The following is a 16,370-nucleotide window of genomic DNA, read 5'->3' as shown; positions in this document are numbered from 1 at the left end:
CTCGGGGTCAGCTGAGTCCAGAAGTGGTTCACTCACCTTCTGGGACAGCGGGCAGGTTCATCTGGGTGGGAGTCCAGTCCTGGAGGGGGTCGGCGCGTTCGGGAAGGATGAAGCGCAGGCCGGCGGCCTCCACGGTCTGGCGGAAGCGGTGCAGGTCCTCGCGGCCCAGGAAGGCGGTGCCCTGGTTTTCCGGCAGGTGGGACCAGAGCTCCTGGAAGCTGGGGAAGGCATCCTGCAGGCGGGTCTTGGCGCCCAGCTTCTCGCCGCGCTGGAGCAGGAGCTGGGCGCCCTCGGCGCAGGCCTCCACCACCTGGGCGGGAAACTGGAGGTCCCGGGCCGCGGCCAGCACCTCGCTCCAGGCCTCCAGCCCCTCCTCGGCCACGGTTTCCGTCGGGGGCACCGTGGACAGCAGCAGGGCGTGGGCCCGGTGCCACTCCAGCTCCAGCCAGCGCGAGCCGGAGCCCTCCACGGGGCCCTTGAGGTTCTCGAGAATGGCCCAGCCCTGCTCCGGGGCCTCCTGCCGGGTGCGCTGGGATTCCCGGGCCAGCACCTGGGCCAGGCGGAGCTGGGCCAGGCGGTGGTGCCAGAGCATGCCGGAGGCCTCGAACTGGTCCGCGGCGGCCTTGAAGAGCCGCGCCGCATCTCGCCAGGCGCCGCGGAACCGCGCCACGTCGCCCTGGAGCAGGGTGTGGTCGCCCTGCTCCTCCGGGGCCAGCAGGAGGCGCTGGGCTCCCGACGAGGGGCCCTGGGCCTGGAACTGGGCATGGTCGGCGGCTACGGGATCGCCCATGGCGGCGAAGGTGCGCGCGCGCCAGACCTGGATCATGGCCACCTGGGGAGCGTCGCCCAGCCGCTGGGCCTGGCCCAGGGCCCGGTCCAGGTGCGTCAGGGCCGGCCCCAGGAACTGCTGGAGGCTGCGCATGGCCCCCAGGGCCAGGTGGCTCTGGCTCTGGAGGCCGAGGTCGCCCTGCAGCCGAGCGGTCTGGAGGGCCTCCTGGAGCAGGGCGATGCAGGGGCCGGCCTGGCCCTGGGCGAGGCGGACCTGGGCCAAGGCGATCTGGGCCGGCACCAGGCCGCGGAAGTCCTGCCCGTGCTCCAGCAGCCGCTGGGCTGATTCGAGGTGGCCGGCCGCGCGCTGGAACTGCCCCTGGGCGGTCAGGGCCCGGCCCAGCGCGGTGAGCAGGGCCGCCTGGTCCTGGGGCTGGGGCCGGCCGCCCTGACTATGGGGCCCCTGGGGATGCAGGCCCTCCTCCAGGGCGCGGATCCCCTTGGTCAGGTGGCCCTGGAGCAGGTGGAGCTGGCCCAGGGCCAGACGCAATCGGGGCTGTTCGGGATGGAGGGGGTGGTCCTTCAGGCGCCCGGCAGCGGCCATGACGGATTCCTGGGCTTCGCCGGCCCGGCGCAGCTGGAGCTGCAACATGGCCCGCTTCCGGAAGACCCGGACTTCAGCCAGCCGGATGCCTTCGTGGAAGGCGGCCCGCCCCAGGGCATCCAGGGCGTGCTCCAGAGCTTCGAGCGCGCGTTCGGCCACGGAGTGCGGCGGGCCTTCTCCGTCGACGGGGGGGGCCTGGGAGCCTGCGGCCCAGGCATCCGCCAGGTGCTCGTGCAGGCGGGCCTCGTCCCAGGGCCGGGGCTGGAGCTGGAGGGCCTGCTCCACCATCCGCTGGGCCTCTTGCGGAGGTGCGGGGGGGTGATGGTCGAGGGCTTCGAGGACGGCAGCCAGGGCCGTGGCTTCGTCCGACGCCAGGGCCTGGAGCGTCACCGAGTGGGCCACGGGGCCGCCCTGTTCCTGGATGACGGCCAGGAGGGCCCGGGCCAGCCGCTTGAGTTCCGGCTGGGGCGTGTGGGCGAGCACCAGCTCCCGCCAGCGGGGATCGGGCATGAGGGCCTGGCCACCCTGGAGCTGGACCAGGCGGGAGCCCAGGGCGCCCTGCTGGGCATCCTCCAGCGCGTCGCCCGCGAGACCCAGCAGGCGGCCGAGGGAGCCGGCGGGCACCGGCCGGTCGGCCAGGGCCAGCAGGCGCACCAGGGTGGCGGCGGCGGGGGTGAGTCGCTGGAGGCGGCCCAGGAAGACCTGCTGCACGAGGTCGGCCTCGGCCCGCAGGGTGGCGGGGCGTCCGGGCGCCAGGGTCCAGTGATCCTGGTCCCAGGCCACGGCGCCCTCCTGCTGGGCCAGCTCCAGGACGTTCCGGAGCAGGCCCGGGTTGCCGAGGCTCTGGGTGAGCAGGTCCGTCACATAGCCGGCGGGCAGGGCGTGGCGGCCCAGCAGGTCCTCCAGGATGCGGCGGAGATCCTCGTCCTCCAGGCGGTTGACGCCCACGAGGGCGGCGGAGGCCTCCTGGCGCAGGTCGGCGAGTAGGGGCCTCAGCCCGGCCCCCTGGGCGCCCGTGGTGAGGGAGAGCAGCCAGGGCAGGTCCGAGCGGTGGACCAGTTCCCGCACCAGCGACAGCACTTCCGGCGTGGCCCGCTCCAGGTTCGAGAGGTGGACGAGGCGGGGATGCAGGAGGCGGGCGAAGTCCAGGACCTCGAGGGCGGCTTTCACCTCCTCGGGCTCGGGGCCGGCCTCCTGGCGGTTCAGGTGGCGCCCGCCGGTGAGGAAGGCGAAGGCCTGCAGGCGCAGCGACAGGGCCCGCGCGGCCTCGGGCCGCTGGGCATAGAGATCCGCCTCGCTCCCCGCGAGCAGGGCCTCCAGCAGCCGGCCGAGGAAGCGCCCCGGGGCTTCCTCCGTGGAGGCCTCCAGGTGGTGCACCCAGATGCCCTCCCCCTCGGCCACGGCGCAGGCCCAGGCGGCCAGATGGGCCTTGCCGATGCCCTCCTCGCCCTGGAGGAGGACGATGCGCTCCATGGGGATGGGCGCGCTGAGGCCCAGCATGAGGGACTTGAGGTAGGGCAGTTCCTGGATCCGCCCCCGCAGGGGTCGCGAGATGAGTTCGGCCAGATCCCGGGCGTGAGTCCAGGGCAGATCCTCGGACAGGGCCGGGGTGGGCACGGTGGTGGGCAGGAGGGCCGTCAGTCCGGGCAGGCCCCAGGGGGCATCGCCGAGGGCGCGGGGGATCTGGGTGAGGCCGGGGCGGAAGGTGATGACCTCGGGATGGAGGAAGCGCGGATGGAGGTCGCGTTCCAGCCGCTGCGCCAGGTGCTGCGCCAGGGCCTGGCGCTGGGCGGGCCCCCAGCCTGGCCAGAGGCGGGAGAGGGGGGTCCCCTGGAGGGCCTGGAGGTGCCAGACCTGCTCGCCGTCGAAGCCGAAATGGCCGATGACCGGATCCAGCGGATCGGCGTCGAGGAAGCGGGCCAGGAAGGTGTCGCGCAGCTGGTCGAGGTCGCGGTCCGCAGGCAGGGGCGACCAGAGCTGCGCGAGGAAGCGGGCGCCGTCGAGCTCCCGGCGCAGGAGCTGGAAGGTGCAGCCGGAACCCCGGCCCAGGTCCATGAGCCAGGCATACCGGTGTGTCCCGAGAAAGCGCGTCACATCCACGGACGAGGCTTTCGCGCGGGTTCAGCGGGGCGAGGAGGCATGGCCGAGAGTGTACCCCAGCGAGGCACGCGAGCTAGCGGCTGAAGAAGGGATCCAGGATGACGGCCGCGGTGAGGACGAGGGCGAAGAGGTTGATGTTCATGAAGACGCGGCGGTAGAGGGGCGCATCCTGACCCTCCTTCAGCAGCGGCAGGGAACCGGCGATGAGCCAGGCGGCGCCCAGGCCCAGCATGACTTCAGCGGGCCAGGAGACCAGCACCCGGAACAGGGGCAGCAGGCCGCAGGCGGCGGCCGTGCCGCAGGTCCAGGTGAACGTGAGCCGCGACAGCCGGGGCCGGCCGAAGACCGAGACCAGCGTGGGGAAGCCGGCCTTCTCGTAGCCTTCGGCGTGGAGCCCCACCAGCAGCCAGAAGTGCGGCACCTGCCAGATGAAGAAGACGAAGGCCAGCGCCAGGACGGAAGGATGCGCCACGCTGCCGCCCGCGGCCGTCCAGCCGATGGCGGGAGGCAGGGCCCCGATGAGTGAGCCCGGCACCACGGCGAAGGGGCTGAGGCGCTTCAGGGGCGTGTAGAAGCCGTTGTACCAGCCCAGGGCCAGGGCCCCCAGCAGGGCCGAGGCGAGGTTGTGGGCCAGCAGCAGGACCAGGAAGCCCGACACGGCCAGGATCACCGCCACGAGGGCGGCCCGGCCAGCGGAGATGTCGCCATGGGGGATGGGCCGGCCCGCCGTGCGGGGCATCATGGCGTCGAAGCGCCGCTCCTGAACTTCGTTGAGGGCGCTGGAACCCATGGCCAGGAGCAGGATGCCGATCAGGGTGGTGATCAGTCCTGCATTCGCGCCGCGAAGGAAGGCCACATAGCCCGCCGCCGCCGTGAAGGTGGAGGCCCCGGAAATGCGCAGCTTGGTCAGCTCGAGAAAGGTCGAGACCGGACTGGGCTTGGACAGGGGAAGGGCGGCCACGCTCAAATCATCGCTCCTGGTTAAGCCGGAGCCCAGCTTGGCTGGGCGAGGGCGGGGGCCCGGGGGTGTAGGGCGCAAGCCCGGTCCCCCGGGGAGTGTCAGCCGGAGCCCAGCTTGGCTGGGTGAGGGCGGGGGTCCGGGGGTGTAGGGCGCAAGCCCGGTCCCCCGGGTCGTCAGAGGGTCTTGATGTAGCGCACGACCTCGTTCAGCTCCTGCTCCGTCATCGGCGTCTGGGGCATGGCGGGCGGATAGCCGCGCACCACCTGGTCCATGGGGTTGGTGATGGCCCGGCGCAGGTAGGGCTCATCCACGGTGACCTGTCGCATGGTCCCGGCCACGAGGATTTCCTCCTGCTTGCCGTACAGGGCCTTGAGGGTGGGGCCGACCTTCGGCTTGCCGTCCACGGAATGGCAGGCGAGGCAGCCCTTGGAGGTCAGCACGGCGAGGCCGGGCGGCAGGTCTTTGAGGTCAGGATGAGCCTCGGCCGCACGGAAGCTCTTCCCGGGCTCAGGCGCATCCTCGCCGCCGAAGTACCAGGCCTTGAACTCGTCCTCGGGCACCACGATGACCTTGCTCAGCATGAGGCTGTGGTCCACGCCGCAGATGACCGTGCACTCGATGTCGTACGAGCCCAGCTTGGTGGCCTGGAACCAGGTGGTGTTGGTGCGGGCCGGCACGGCGTCGATCTTCAGGCGGAACGAGGGGATGAAGAACCCGTGCACCACGTCGGCGCTGTGGACGTCCATCTTCATGGGCTTGTTGATGGGGGCGAAGAGGACCTTGCTCTTCTTGCCATTGGGATATTCGAAGGACCAGGCCCACTGGCGGGCGGTGACGTTCACCACCATGGCGTCCCGGGGGGCCTGGCGCATGTACTCGTAGTTGGTCCAGCCGTAGTAGAAGATCGACAGGAACAGGACGAGGGGGACGCTGGTCCACAGGATCTCCAGGCCCAGGTGGCCTTCGATCTGTTCGGCGACCGGGTGGCGCTTCTTGCTGTAGCGCACCACGAAATAGATCATCAGCGCCGTGATGAAGACGAGGAACGCGACGGAGAGGCCGAACACGTAGAAGAAGACCGCATCGGACTTCTGGGCCGAAAGGGCGGCTTGATTCATCCAGTCCATGGGTGCCTCAGTGGAAAGCGACGTCGGAGAAGAGCAGGGCGAAGAAGATCAGCAGCGTGCCCAGGGTCACCAGGATCACGATCTTGAGCAGGGGGCCTTCGTATTTCAGGTGCATGAAAAAGTAGAACACCAGGCCCGCCTTGAGGGGGGTCATGGTCAACAAGCCCCAGACGGCGTAGGTCTGGCTGACGTGGCTCATGCCCACCAGGCAGGCGGTGAGGATCAGCAGGGCCACCCAGACTTTGATGAAGGTGCCGTAGCCCGGGTGCTCGGCCGGGTGCTCGGGCTGCTGGACGGTGTTGAGATCGGCGGAATGCTCGGCGTGTTGGCTCATGGTCATGCCCTTACGCGGCCAGGTAGAACAGCGGGAGGAGGAAGATCCAGATGACGTCCACCAGGTGCCAGTAGAGGCCGCTGTTCTCCAGGTGGATGTAGCGGTCCGGGCGGACGCGATCCGTGGCCACCCACCAGAGCATGACGCTCAGGACCGAGAGCCCGGCGATGACGTGGAGTCCGTGGAGGCCCGTCATCGTGAAGTAGAGGCCGAAGAAGACCTGCTCCCCCGGAGGCAGCGTGCCCAGGTGGGCGGAGTTCGGGTAGAGGCCATGGTGGAACTTGGCGGCCCACTCGAAGGACTTGATGACCAGGAAGGTGACGCCCAGGACCAGGGTGGTGCCGAGGAAGGCCATGGCCCGCTTCTTCTCGGCCCGCTGGATGGCCACGATGGCGAGCACCACCGTGAGGCTGCTGGTGAGCAGCACCACGGTGTTGATGACGCCCAGGGTGGCGTTCAGCTCGGCGCCGCCGTGGTGGAACTCCATGGGGTACTTGTACCGCATGTACGAATAGCCGATGAAGAGGCCCCCGAAGAGGACGATCTCCGTCACCAGGAACAGCCACATGCCGAGCCGGGCGCCGAAGTCGTCGCGATGGACGTGCTCACTCATTTGGACTCCTGCTCGAAGTGGTAGGGGCCGTGGGTGATGGTGGGGATCGTCTCGAAGTTCTCCTGGATGGGCGGGCTGGGCAGGGTCCATTCCAGCGTGACGCCGCCCCAGGGGTTGTCCTCCGCCTTAGGGCCCTTGAAGAGCGCGTAGAGCAGCGTCCCGAAGTAGGTCAGCAGGCCCAGCACCAGGAACCAGCTGCCAACCGTGGCCACCACGTGCATGGTGTGGAACTGGGGCAGGTGGACGTAGTAGCGGCGGGGCATGCCCATCATGCCGAGGATCAGCATGCCGAAGTAGAGCATGTTGAAGCCGATGAAGATGGGGAACCAGGAGACGTAGATGGCCGTCTTGGAGTACATCTTCCCGAACATCTTGGGGAACCAGTAGAGCAGGGCCGCGAAGAACCCCATGCCGGTGCCGCCGAACATCACGTAGTGGAAGTGGCCCACGATGAAGTAGGTGTCGTGGATGTGCACGTTGATGGCCAGTGCGCCCTGCATGACGCCCGTGAGGCCGCCGATGGCGAAGAGGAAGATAAAGGTCAGGGCGAAGAGCAGAGGCGGCTGGAAATCGATGCTGCCTTTGTAGAGGGTGCTCACCCAGTTGAAAACCTTGATGGCGCTGGGCACCGCCACGATCATCGTCAGCAGCGAAAAGAGAATGGTGGCCAGGTTGCTCATGCCGGAGGTGAACATGTGGTGGGCCCACACCAGGCTACCCACGCCGGCGATGGCCATGCTGGAGAACGCGATGGCCTTGTAGCCGAAGATCGTGCGCTTGGCGAAGGTGGGGATGATCTCGGTGATGGCGCCCATGGCCGGCAGGATCATGATGTAGACGGCCGGGTGCGAGTAGATCCAGAAGAGGTGCTGGTAGAGCAGCGGATCACCGCCCTTGGCGGGGTCGAAGATGCCGATGCCGAAGAACCGTTCGAGGATCACCAGCACCAGCGTGATGGCGACGATGGGGGTGGCGAGGAGCTGGATCCAGGAGGTGGAGTACAGCGCCCAGCACATGAGGGGCATGCGGAACCACTTCATGCCCGGAGCCCGCAGGCGGTGGATGGTGGTGATGAAGTTGATGCCCGTCAGCATGGACGAGAAGCCCAGCACGAAGGCCGCAAAGACCGCCAGGCTCACGTTGGTGCCTGTCTTCAGGCTGAAGGGGGCGTAGAAGGACCAACCGGTATCCGGGGCGCCGCCGCCGGTGAAGAGCGACAGGACGGCGAGGATGGCGCCCGCCATGAAGAAGTACCAGGAGGTCAGGTTCAGGCGCGGGAACGCCACATCCTTGGCACCGATGAGGATCGGCAGGAAGAAGTTGCCGAAGACGGCGGGCAGGCCCGGGATGACGAACAGGAAGATCATGATCACGCCGTGCAGCGTGAACAGGGCGTTGTAGGTCTGGGCGGTGATGAGCTTCTGGAAGGTGGTCAGCTGCACCAGGCGCATGACGAAGCCGACGCCCATGGCGATGAGGAAGAAGCTGATCATCGAATAGAGGTAGAGCACCCCGATGCGCTTGTGATCGGTGGTGGTCAACCAGGCCAGGAGGCCCTTGCGCTTGCCGGTGTCCACCAGATAGCTGGGCTGTGCGGTGGCAGCGTGGGTGGTCATTCGGTCTCCTCTGGCTTGGACTTGCGGCCCCGGCGGACGAGGGTCACCACGAAGATCAGGGCCGCGAGGATGATCACGGTGGCGCCGATGCTGGTGGTGTTCAGGACGTACCTGCGTCCCGCAGGGTCATAGCTGAAGCAGAACTTCAGGAACTTGTTGATGGTGGGCTGGGCCTCGCCGCGAGCGGCCTCCTGGGCGGCCAGCTGGAGGTCCGCGGGCAGGTAGGTCACGCCATACATGTACCGCGTCACCTTGCCCTGGGGGCTGATGAACATGATGGCGGCGGCGTGGACGAAGTCCTCGCCCACCTTCTTGTATTTGAACCCGACGGCATCCGCCAGGGCCCGGGTGGTGGTGCCGGGGCCGGTGAGGAAGCGCCAGGCGGCCGGGGGGAAGGGCCGGGTGAGCTCGCCCAGGTAGTTGGTGCGCTTCTGGGCGGCGATTTCGGGCTCATCCCGCTCGTCGAAGCTGACCGTGATGACCTGGAAGTCCTTCCCGGGGACGGCCTCGGTGCGGTTGAGCACCTCGACCACGCCGTTGAGCTGGGGCGTGCAGATGCCGGCGCAGCGGAAGTAGTTGAGGGTCAGGATGGTCGGCTTGTCGATGAGCTGGCGGAGGGTGATGGGCGTGCCGTCCTCGGCCTTCAGGACCAGGTCCAGGGGCAGGGTGGCGCCGAGCTTCTCGTCGATGCCCACTTCCTGGGGGGTGAAGGAGGGCGTGGCCGGACCCTCGACAGGCCTGGGAGCGGGGACCTGGGGCGGCTTGGGGGCCTGGGCCTGGGCGGGAGCACACAGGAACGCGGCGGCCAGAGCCAGGGTCAGGCCCAGGGGCGAAAGGGTGGTGCGGATCTGGCGGAGGTTCATGGCCGGGCCTCCGTCCGGGGCTGGGGCTGAGGATGGCTCTCGGCGTACTCGCGGCAGAGGAGGTCGACGGCCCGGGCGACGGGGATGCGGTTGGGGATCACCTCGCCGGCGCTGGCGAAGAGCTGCTCCATGGCCGCGATGGCCTTGGGATCGCTGGCGCCGTGATCGAAGGCGCCCAGGGACTGCACCACATGCACCAGGGCCATGCGGTCCTTCTTGGAGAGATCGTTGTAGGACACCATGGAACTGCCCTTGATGCCCTCGTTGAGGGTCTTGTAGATGTCCTCGACGCGGGTACCGTTCTTCCAGCCCGCGTTCAGGGTGAAGTTCCGGGGCTTGGGGGTGAGGCCGGTGCCGCCGGGGCCGTCGCCCTTACCGTCCGGGCCGTGGCAGGTGGCGCAGGTCTGCGCATAGATCGCCTTGCCCCGGGCCATGAGGGCGGGATTGGGCGTCATCACGGTCTTGGGATCGATGGGTGGGATGATCTGGCTGATCTGGGCGGGATAGTCCGTGGGATCCAGCCAGCCGGTCTCGCCCTGCACGGCCTTCACGGGAGCCCCGGTGGTGGCCGTGTGGGCCTGGTAGCGCAGGCCGGGCAGCACGGTGAAGCCGAAGAACGCGGCGATGAAGATGAAGCAGATCACCACCAGCAGGGCGGAGAGCAGGCGCTTCAGCTCTTCGGGGGAAAGGTAGTCGTGGATCTTCATAGGCGGAACTCCAGGCCCTCGCGCAGGAAGGGATCGCCGACCGGCATGTCCTCGCCTTTCTGCATGGCGCCGCGGATCCACAGGAGGATCCCGCCCAGGAAGAAGAGGGCGAAGCTGAACTCGGGCCAGGAGAGGCGGGGGGTACCGAGGATGGGGAAGATGAGCCAGTAGATGTCCAGCACGTGCGCCCCGAGCATCAGGTAGGCCACGCGGCGGAGGCGCCGGGGATCCTTCTTGGAATCCCGGGTCACCAGGGCGAAGAAGGGCAGGACGAAGTGCAGGCCCGCCAGGGCGAGGGTGATGAGCCGCCAGGAACCGGCCAGGCGGACCTTGTACCAGATGACCTCGTCCGGCAGGTTCGCGTACCACATGAGCATGTACTGGGCGAAGCCGATGTAGGACCAGAACACCGTGAAGGCGAAGAGGAAGCCGCCCAGGTTGTAGAGGTGGTCGCCCTTCACGCCCTCCAGCCGGCCTTCGTCCTGGAGGTGCAGGACCGCGAGGGCCGTGGCCGCGAGGCCGCTGAGGAAGGCGCCAGCGAAGACATAGACGCCGAAGATGTCGCTGTACCACTCGGGCGTGAGGCCGGAGAGCCAGTCGAAGGCGATCAGGGTGATCACCAGGGCGAAGATGGCCATGAAGGCCGGGGCGAACTTCCGTGCCCGGAAGTTGAAGGCGGGGTCCTTCGTCGCGTCCTGCTTGAGCGAGCCGCCCACCAGCACCCACAGGCCCAGGAGGCAGAGGGCGAGGCTGATGACCGTGCGCGCGGAGAAGAAGGGCAGGCTCAGCCAGAAGGCCTTGCCGGCCAGGAGCGGATGGTGGGCCGCCTCGGGCCGGGCGCCGGGGTAGAGCACGGGAATGGCTGCCAGGGCGATGAGGCCGATGGGCACCGCGGGGATCAGGAGGGTGGCCAGGCGCTCGGGGATGCGCCGCACCGGCACGCTCCACTTGGCGCTGACGAGGTGCTCCAGGGCCACGATGAACAGCGACCCCAGGCCCAGGGTGAAGAGCAGCACGAACCAGAGGATCCAGTTGGCCCAGAAGCGCTCGGGGCCCGCGGCGGCGTAGCTGCCGAGGACGCCCAGGGCGCCCAGGGCCACGGCGCCCCAGAGGAGGTTGGAGGCGTTCTTGTTCTGGCTCATCGGGTGGCCACCTTCAGATCCTCGTCCTTGGCGTTCTGGGCGCGCTGGAGGGCGCGCACGTAGTGGACCACCGACCAGCGCTCCTGCTCAGAGAGGTAGGGAGCGTGCGAGGGCATGGAATTCTTTCCATTCACGATGGCCCAGTAGATCTTGCCGTCCGGGTAGTCGCGGAACTGCTGGGCCTGCAGGTTGGCGGGCTTGGCGCCGTAGGCGGCGGTCAGGCTGCCCACGCCGTTGCCGACGGCGCCGTGGCAGACTTCGCAGCGGTTGGTGTAGACCTTGCGACCGGTGGCGAAGACTTCCCTGGTGCGGGGCAGGGGGTTCACCAGGCTGGCGGCCTCCTCCTGGGTGCCGGTGGCCGTGGGCAGGTAGCCCCGGGCCACGGTGCCGACCACCGGCTGCTGCATGCCATGGCCGTCCTTGAAGAAGGCGGAGGCCTTCTGGGCGTTGAGGCGGGGCTGATCCTGCATGTTGGCCATGGGCTTGAGCAGGGGGAACCACTTGGTGGCGAAGTACATCGCCAGGCCCGCCACCACGCAGGCGGCGAAGATGCCGCCCAGGGTGCGCAGGATGTAGTCGCTGGTGAGGAAGGGGCTGCGATCCGGCGCGGGCAGGACCTCGATCTCCGTGGCGCCGGCTTCGCGGAGGGCCTTCGAAGCAGCAACGCTATCGAAGCCTTCGTCCTCGGCCTCCAGGGCCAGGATGTAGCGATCCCGCGTGATGCCCTTGATGGACTTGGACGACAGCACCGGGTGGCCGAAGAAGGGCAACCTGTTCAGCAGGTGCAGCATCCCCAGCCCTGCCGTGAAGGTGGCGAAGAGCACCGTCACTTCGAACATGATGGGGATGAAGGCTTCCCAGGAGCCGGCCCCCTTGCCGCCGGTGATGATCGGGTAGTCGATGGCGCTGATCCAGTACTGGAAGCCGAGGGCGGTGATGGCCCCCAGGATGCCCATGACCAGCACCATGCCGCCCAGGGGGGAGCGGCGGAGGCCCAGGGCCTCCTCGATGCCGTGGATGGCGTAGGGCGTGTAGGCCTCCACGGTGCCCAGCTTGCTTGTGCGCACCTTGGGGATGGCGTGCATCAGGGCATCGGGGGTCTCGAAGACACCGAGAACCGAATAGGAGATCTCAGGCATGGTGATCGTCTCCATGGTGAGAGGGCTGCGCGTCCGGCAGGATCGCCTTCACTTCCGTGGTGGCGATGACCGGCAGGACCCGGGCGAAGAGCAGGACCAGGGTGAAGAAGATCCCGAAGGTGCCCAGGAGCACGCCGAAGTCCACCATGGTGGGTTTGTAGATGCGCCAGGCGGAGGGCAGGTAGTCCTGGTGCAGCGAGATCACGATGATCACGAACCGCTCGAACCACATGCCGATGGTCACGCCGACGGCCACCAGGATCATCCAGAAGTAGCTGGCGCGGGCCTTCTTGAACCAGAGGATCTGGGGGATGAGGATGTTGCAGCTGATGGTGACCCAGCCGGCCCAGCCGTAGGTGCCCGTGATGATGTTCATGAAGGCGTGGTGGAGGTACTCGTTCATGGAATACCAGGCCGTGAAGCCCTCCATCATGTAGCTGTAGCCCATGATGCAGCTCATGGCGAGGATCACCTTGTTCATCACATCGAGGTGCCGCATGGTGATGAGGTTCTTCAGCTGCATGGTCTCGCGCACGACCACCAGCACCATCACCACCATGGCGAAACCGGCGAAGATGGCGCCCGCCACGAAGTAGGGCGGGAAGATGGTCATGTGCCAGCCGGGGACCACCGAGGTGGCGAAGTCGAAGCTCACCACCGAGTGCACGGAAAGCACCAGGCCGGTGGCGAGGCCTGCCAGCAGGAGGTAGGCCTTCTCGTAGTGCTGCCAGTGGGTGGCGGCGCCGCGCCAGCCCATGGCCAGCACCGTGTAGATGATCTTCCGCAGCTTGCTGGTGGTCCGGTCGCGCATGGAGGCGATGTCGGGAATCAGGCCCAGGTACCAGAACATGGCGGACACGGAGAAGTAGGTGTTTACCGCGAAGACATCCCACAGCAGGGGCGAGCGGAAGTTGGTCCACAGGGCGCGCTGGTTCGGATAGGGGAACAACCAGTAGGCCAACCACGGGCGGCCCACGTGGATGAGGGGGAAGATCACGGCGCAGATGACGGCGAAGATCGTCATGGCCTCGGCGAAGCGCGCGATGGCGTTGCGCCACCGCTTGCGGAACAGGAAGAGGATGGCCGAGATCAGCGTGCCGGCGTGGCCGATGCCCACCCAGAACACGAAGTTGATGATGTCGAAGGCCCAGAAGACGGGGCTGGTGTTGCCCCAGGCGCCGATGCCCAGGTAGAAGGTGTAGCCGATGGAGATGACACCGATGAGGGCCGCGGTCAGGGTGATGGCCAGGGCGAAGTACCACTGCCTGGGGGGCTTGGTCTCCGGGAAGGCCAGCACCTGGTCGTCGAGGCTGCCGGGCGTGACCTTGCCCACGTAGAGGGACGGTTCAATCAGGCCCTCCGGGATGTCGCCGGCGGACGTGGCGGCATCAAGCTTCATGGTGACCTCCCTCGAGGGCGGGGTTCTTCAGATCGGCCAGGTAGGTGATGGCGGGCTTGACGCCCAGCTCCTCCAGCACGCGATAGGCGCGGGTGGCGGCCACCAGCTGGGAGACCTTGCTCTTGGGGTCCTTCAGGTCGCCGAACACGATGGCGTCCGAGGGGCAGCCGGCCATGCAGGCGGTGGTGATCTCGCCGTCGAGGATGGCGCGGCCATCGCCCTTGGCACGGATCTTCACGTCGTTGATGCGCTGCACGCAGAAGGAGCACTTCTCCATGACGCCACGGGGGCGGACCGTGACCTCGGGGTTGTAGGCGAGGGTCTCGGGCTCGGTCTTGTAGGCGGTGTATTCCAGGAAGTTGAAGCGGCGCACCTTGTAGGGGCAGTTGTTGGCGCAGTAGCGGGTGCCCACGCAGCGGTTGTAGGCCATCTGGTTCAGGCCTTCGGGGCTGTGGTTGGTGGCGTTCACCGGGCAGACGTTCTCGCAGGGCGCGTTGTCGCAGTGCTGGCACAACATCGGCTGGTGGACGACCTTCGGGTTCTCCAGCTCGCCCTCGTAGTAGCGGTCGATGCGGATCCAGTGCATCTCCCGGCCGCGGGCCACCTGCTCGGGGCCCACCACCGGCACGTTGTTCTCGGACTGGCAGGCGACGATGCAGGCGGAACAGCCCACACAGGCGGCCAGGTCGATGACCATGCCCCACTTGTGGTCCGGGAACCGCTGCTCCTCGTAGAGGGTCACCAGCTCAGGTGTGTGGTGGTGGCCCTGGGGGTTGTGGGCGAACTCATCCATGGTGAGGGAGCGGACGAGGTCGCGGCCCTCCATGCGGTGATGGCTCTGGGTGCGGGAGAGCTCCTTCCTGCCGCCGGCCTTGGCGAGGCGGACGCCCTTGCGCACGTTGGGAGCGGTGGGGTCCAGGCCCAGGAGCGGGAAGGCGTCGACGCCCACGCCCTTGGCGACCCCGCCGGTGGTGCGGCCGTAGCCCAGCGCCAAGGCCAGCACGCCCTTGGCCTGGCCGGGCTGGATGACGGCGGGCAGCCTGAGGGTGACGCCGTCGAGGGAGAGGGTGACCAGGTCGCCTTCATCCACGCCCAGCGCCTTGGCGTCCTGCACGGACAAGGCCACGGGGTTGTCCCAGGTCATCTTGGAGATGGGATCCGGCGTCTCCTGGAGCCAGCTGTTGTTGGCGTGGCGGCCATCGTGGGTGGCGAAGCCGGGGAAGAGCACCAGCTCCAGCCCCTCAGCCTTCGATTCGGCGGCGCGCTTGGCGGCGGCAGCCACGGAGGCACCCTTGAAGGCGGGCGAGGAAGCCTTGGCCTCGACCTTCACCAGGCCGTCATGGAGGGCCTGCTCGAAAGAGGTCCCGAGGGGCAGCTCCTTCTTCCAGCGGGCCTGGAGGTAGGCGTGATAGGCCTCGGGCACCGCGGCACCCAGGGCCTTGAGGGCGTCCAGAAGGACCTCCTCGCCCTGGCGGGTTTCATAGAGCGTGCCGATGGCGGGCTGCTGGAGGACAGCGGCGGTGGGGGTGCTGAAGTCGCCCCAGCTCTCCAGCCAGTGACTCTCCGGCAGCAGCACCTGGCACTGGGCGGCAGTCTCGTCCTCCACCTGGCCGATCCAGGCGCGGAAGGGCACCTTGGCGACAGCAGCCTTCCAGGCGGCGGCCTGGGGGAAGGTGTAGGCGGGGTTCACGTCCCAGAAGATCGCGGCGGCGTAGGCGCCGGAAGCCATCTTCTGCGCCGCGGCCTCCAGATCCTTCACGGTGGCCAGGGGCTCGGCCGGGACCGCCGCGACGGCCTCGGAACCCAGCATGGCGTTCAGCAGGTGGGCGGCCTGGTGGGCCTCGGCGGGCATCTGGGCGCCGCAGAGCACCACGGCGTTCCGGCCGGCCGCCCGGAGATCCTTCACCAGACTGGTCCAGGCCTTGGCCGGGATGTCCACGCCCTGGGGAACGCCGGTCGAGAGGGCGGAGAGGTCTGAGCCGGCGGGCAAAGGCAGGCCCTTGGCGGCCAGTTCCTTTGCCAGGGCGAAGGCGGCGGCGCCCAGGCGCGAGGGCGTCACGGGGAAGCGCTGGTCCGCGTTCGTGCCGGTGAGCGTCAGGGGGCCTTCCAGCACCCAGAGGCGGTTGATGGGGTCATGGGCGTTCTTCAGGCGGCGTTGGGCACCCCAGGCGCCAAGCGCTTCGGGATCTTCGCCGTTCAGGAAGTCCGCGCCCAGCGACAGGATGACCTTGGCCTTGGCCAGCCGGGGCTGGAGGTACACAGGCTGCCCGAAGCTGGCCTTGGCGGCCTCCTCGGCGGCGTCGCCGGCCACAGGTTCGTAGGCCAGGTGTTCCAGGGTGGGCAGGGCGGCCTTGAATTCCGCCAGCAGGGCCTTGCGGCTGGGCGAGGCCACGGCGCCGGAGATCAGGAGCACGGGTTTGCCCGCGCCCTTCGCGCCCTTCAGGGCGGCGTGGAGGCGGGATTCGGCTTCCGGCCATCCGACGACCCAGCCCTCCGACTTGGGCGCCCGCAGGCGGTCGGGGTCGTAGAGGCGCAGCACGTCGGCCATGGTGCGGGGACTGGTCTTGCCCTTCACACCGGGGTGCTCGTCGTTGCCCGTGAGGTGGATGGGGCGGCCCTCGCGCGTCTTCACCAGCACCGGGTAGACGCGGCGACCTTCCTGGTGGGCGCTGGCGTAGTAGTTGGCCACGCCGGGCACCACTTCCACGGGGCGCTTGGTGTAGGGCACCACGGTGCCCTGGCCCTTGCGGTCGCAGGCCACGGTGGCGGCTAGGGCGGCGGCAGCGCTCACCAGGCCCAGGAAGTCGCGGCGGGAGACCCCGCTCTGGGGGGGCAGGCCGTGGACGTCGTCGTAGTTGATCCCACTGGGGACACCGCCAGGCAGGAACTCGTCATGGGCGGCCTGCCGGGCCTCGGGCGTTTCGATGCGTTCTTCGAGGGTCCGCCAGAAACGCGGAGTCTCAACGGGGCCATGTTCGGGAAGTCGTGTCTTCATCG

Annotated in this window: 12 protein-coding genes; all 12 read right to left on the bottom strand. The window is 68.4% G+C overall.

The genetic code is table 11. The features are described from left to right. Positions 1-28: 28 nt before the first annotated feature. On the bottom strand, positions 29-3,466 hold the full coding sequence (locus NOV65_RS15550; RefSeq protein ID WP_341849959.1) for an ATP-binding protein: 3,438 nt from the start codon (positions 3,464-3,466) through the stop codon (positions 29-31). A gap of 79 nt (positions 3,467-3,545) precedes the next feature. Beyond that, a complete protein-coding gene (locus NOV65_RS07765; RefSeq protein WP_257305559.1) occupies positions 3,546-4,433 on the bottom strand; it encodes a protoheme IX farnesyltransferase in 888 nt (295 codons plus the stop codon). Positions 4,434-4,606: 173 nt separating this feature from the next. Beyond that, complete coding sequence (coxB, locus tag NOV65_RS07760) at positions 4,607-5,560, bottom strand: cytochrome c oxidase subunit II (protein ID WP_257305558.1); 954 nt, start codon at positions 5,558-5,560, stop codon at positions 4,607-4,609. Positions 5,561-5,567: 7 nt separating this feature from the next. After that, positions 5,568-5,894, bottom strand: coding sequence for a cytochrome C oxidase subunit IV family protein (locus NOV65_RS07755; protein ID WP_257305556.1), 327 nt, complete (start codon positions 5,892-5,894; stop codon positions 5,568-5,570). 10 nt (positions 5,895-5,904) lie between these two features. Beyond that, the gene (locus NOV65_RS07750) at positions 5,905-6,507 is read right to left on the bottom strand and encodes a cytochrome c oxidase subunit 3 family protein (protein ID WP_257305555.1); all 603 of its coding nucleotides are present in this window, start codon (positions 6,505-6,507) and stop codon (positions 5,905-5,907) included. Continuing rightward, positions 6,504-8,123, bottom strand: coding sequence for a cytochrome c oxidase subunit I (locus tag NOV65_RS07745; RefSeq protein WP_257305554.1), 1,620 nt, complete (start codon positions 8,121-8,123; stop codon positions 6,504-6,506). Before NOV65_RS07745 ends, NOV65_RS07750 begins: the two co-directional genes overlap by 4 nt. After that, the gene (locus NOV65_RS07740; protein WP_257305553.1) at positions 8,120-8,986 is read right to left on the bottom strand and encodes an SCO family protein; all 867 of its coding nucleotides are present in this window, start codon (positions 8,984-8,986) and stop codon (positions 8,120-8,122) included. The genes NOV65_RS07745 and NOV65_RS07740 overlap by 4 nt, the downstream gene beginning before the upstream one ends. Continuing rightward, positions 8,983-9,693: a c-type cytochrome gene (locus tag NOV65_RS07735; RefSeq protein ID WP_257305552.1), complete on the bottom strand. Its 711-nt coding sequence runs from the start codon at positions 9,691-9,693 to the stop codon at positions 8,983-8,985. The genes NOV65_RS07740 and NOV65_RS07735 overlap by 4 nt, the downstream gene beginning before the upstream one ends. Further along, complete coding sequence (locus NOV65_RS07730) at positions 9,690-10,835, bottom strand: hypothetical protein (protein ID WP_257305551.1); 1,146 nt, start codon at positions 10,833-10,835, stop codon at positions 9,690-9,692. Before NOV65_RS07730 ends, NOV65_RS07735 begins: the two co-directional genes overlap by 4 nt. After that, positions 10,832-11,974 carry a quinol:electron acceptor oxidoreductase subunit ActD gene (locus NOV65_RS07725; protein WP_257305550.1) on the bottom strand — a complete coding sequence of 381 codons (1,143 nt, stop codon included), beginning with the start codon at positions 11,972-11,974 and terminating at the stop codon, positions 10,832-10,834. The genes NOV65_RS07730 and NOV65_RS07725 overlap by 4 nt, the downstream gene beginning before the upstream one ends. Continuing rightward, entirely contained in the window at positions 11,967-13,373 is a 1,407-nt protein-coding gene (nrfD, locus tag NOV65_RS07720; protein ID WP_257305548.1) for an NrfD/PsrC family molybdoenzyme membrane anchor subunit, read from the bottom strand. The genes NOV65_RS07725 and nrfD overlap by 8 nt, the downstream gene beginning before the upstream one ends. Continuing rightward, positions 13,363-16,368, bottom strand: a complete 3,006-nt coding sequence (locus NOV65_RS07715) for a TAT-variant-translocated molybdopterin oxidoreductase (protein ID WP_257305547.1) — start codon at positions 16,366-16,368, stop codon at positions 13,363-13,365. Before NOV65_RS07715 ends, nrfD begins: the two co-directional genes overlap by 11 nt. Between the last annotated feature and the right edge of the window lie 2 nt (positions 16,369-16,370).

The sequence above is a fragment of the Geothrix campi genome, from assembly GCF_024609265.1.
Classification (GTDB): Bacteria; Acidobacteriota; Holophagae; order Holophagales; family Holophagaceae; genus Geothrix; species Geothrix campi.
This window is presented reverse-complemented; position numbering and strand designations above follow the sequence as displayed.

Excerpts from the sequence above, each read along its gene's own strand:
- coxB (WP_257305558.1), bottom strand. The coding sequence starts at position 5,560 with ATGGACTGGATGAATCAAGCCGCCCTTTCGGCCCAGAAGTCCGATGCG.
- NOV65_RS07755 (WP_257305556.1), bottom strand. The coding sequence starts at position 5,894 with ATGAGCCAACACGCCGAGCATTCCGCCGATCTCAACACCGTCCAGCAG.
- NOV65_RS07750 (WP_257305555.1), bottom strand. The coding sequence starts at position 6,507 with ATGAGTGAGCACGTCCATCGCGACGACTTCGGCGCCCGGCTCGGCATG.
- NOV65_RS07745 (WP_257305554.1), bottom strand. The coding sequence starts at position 8,123 with ATGACCACCCACGCTGCCACCGCACAGCCCAGCTATCTGGTGGACACC.
- NOV65_RS07740 (WP_257305553.1), bottom strand. The coding sequence starts at position 8,986 with ATGAACCTCCGCCAGATCCGCACCACCCTTTCGCCCCTGGGCCTGACC.
- NOV65_RS07735 (WP_257305552.1), bottom strand. The coding sequence starts at position 9,693 with ATGAAGATCCACGACTACCTTTCCCCCGAAGAGCTGAAGCGCCTGCTC.
- NOV65_RS07730 (WP_257305551.1), bottom strand. The coding sequence starts at position 10,835 with ATGAGCCAGAACAAGAACGCCTCCAACCTCCTCTGGGGCGCCGTGGCC.
- NOV65_RS07725 (WP_257305550.1), bottom strand. The coding sequence starts at position 11,974 with ATGCCTGAGATCTCCTATTCGGTTCTCGGTGTCTTCGAGACCCCCGAT.
- nrfD (WP_257305548.1), bottom strand. The coding sequence starts at position 13,373 with ATGAAGCTTGATGCCGCCACGTCCGCCGGCGACATCCCGGAGGGCCTG.
- NOV65_RS07715 (WP_257305547.1), bottom strand. The coding sequence starts at position 16,368 with ATGAAGACACGACTTCCCGAACATGGCCCCGTTGAGACTCCGCGTTTC.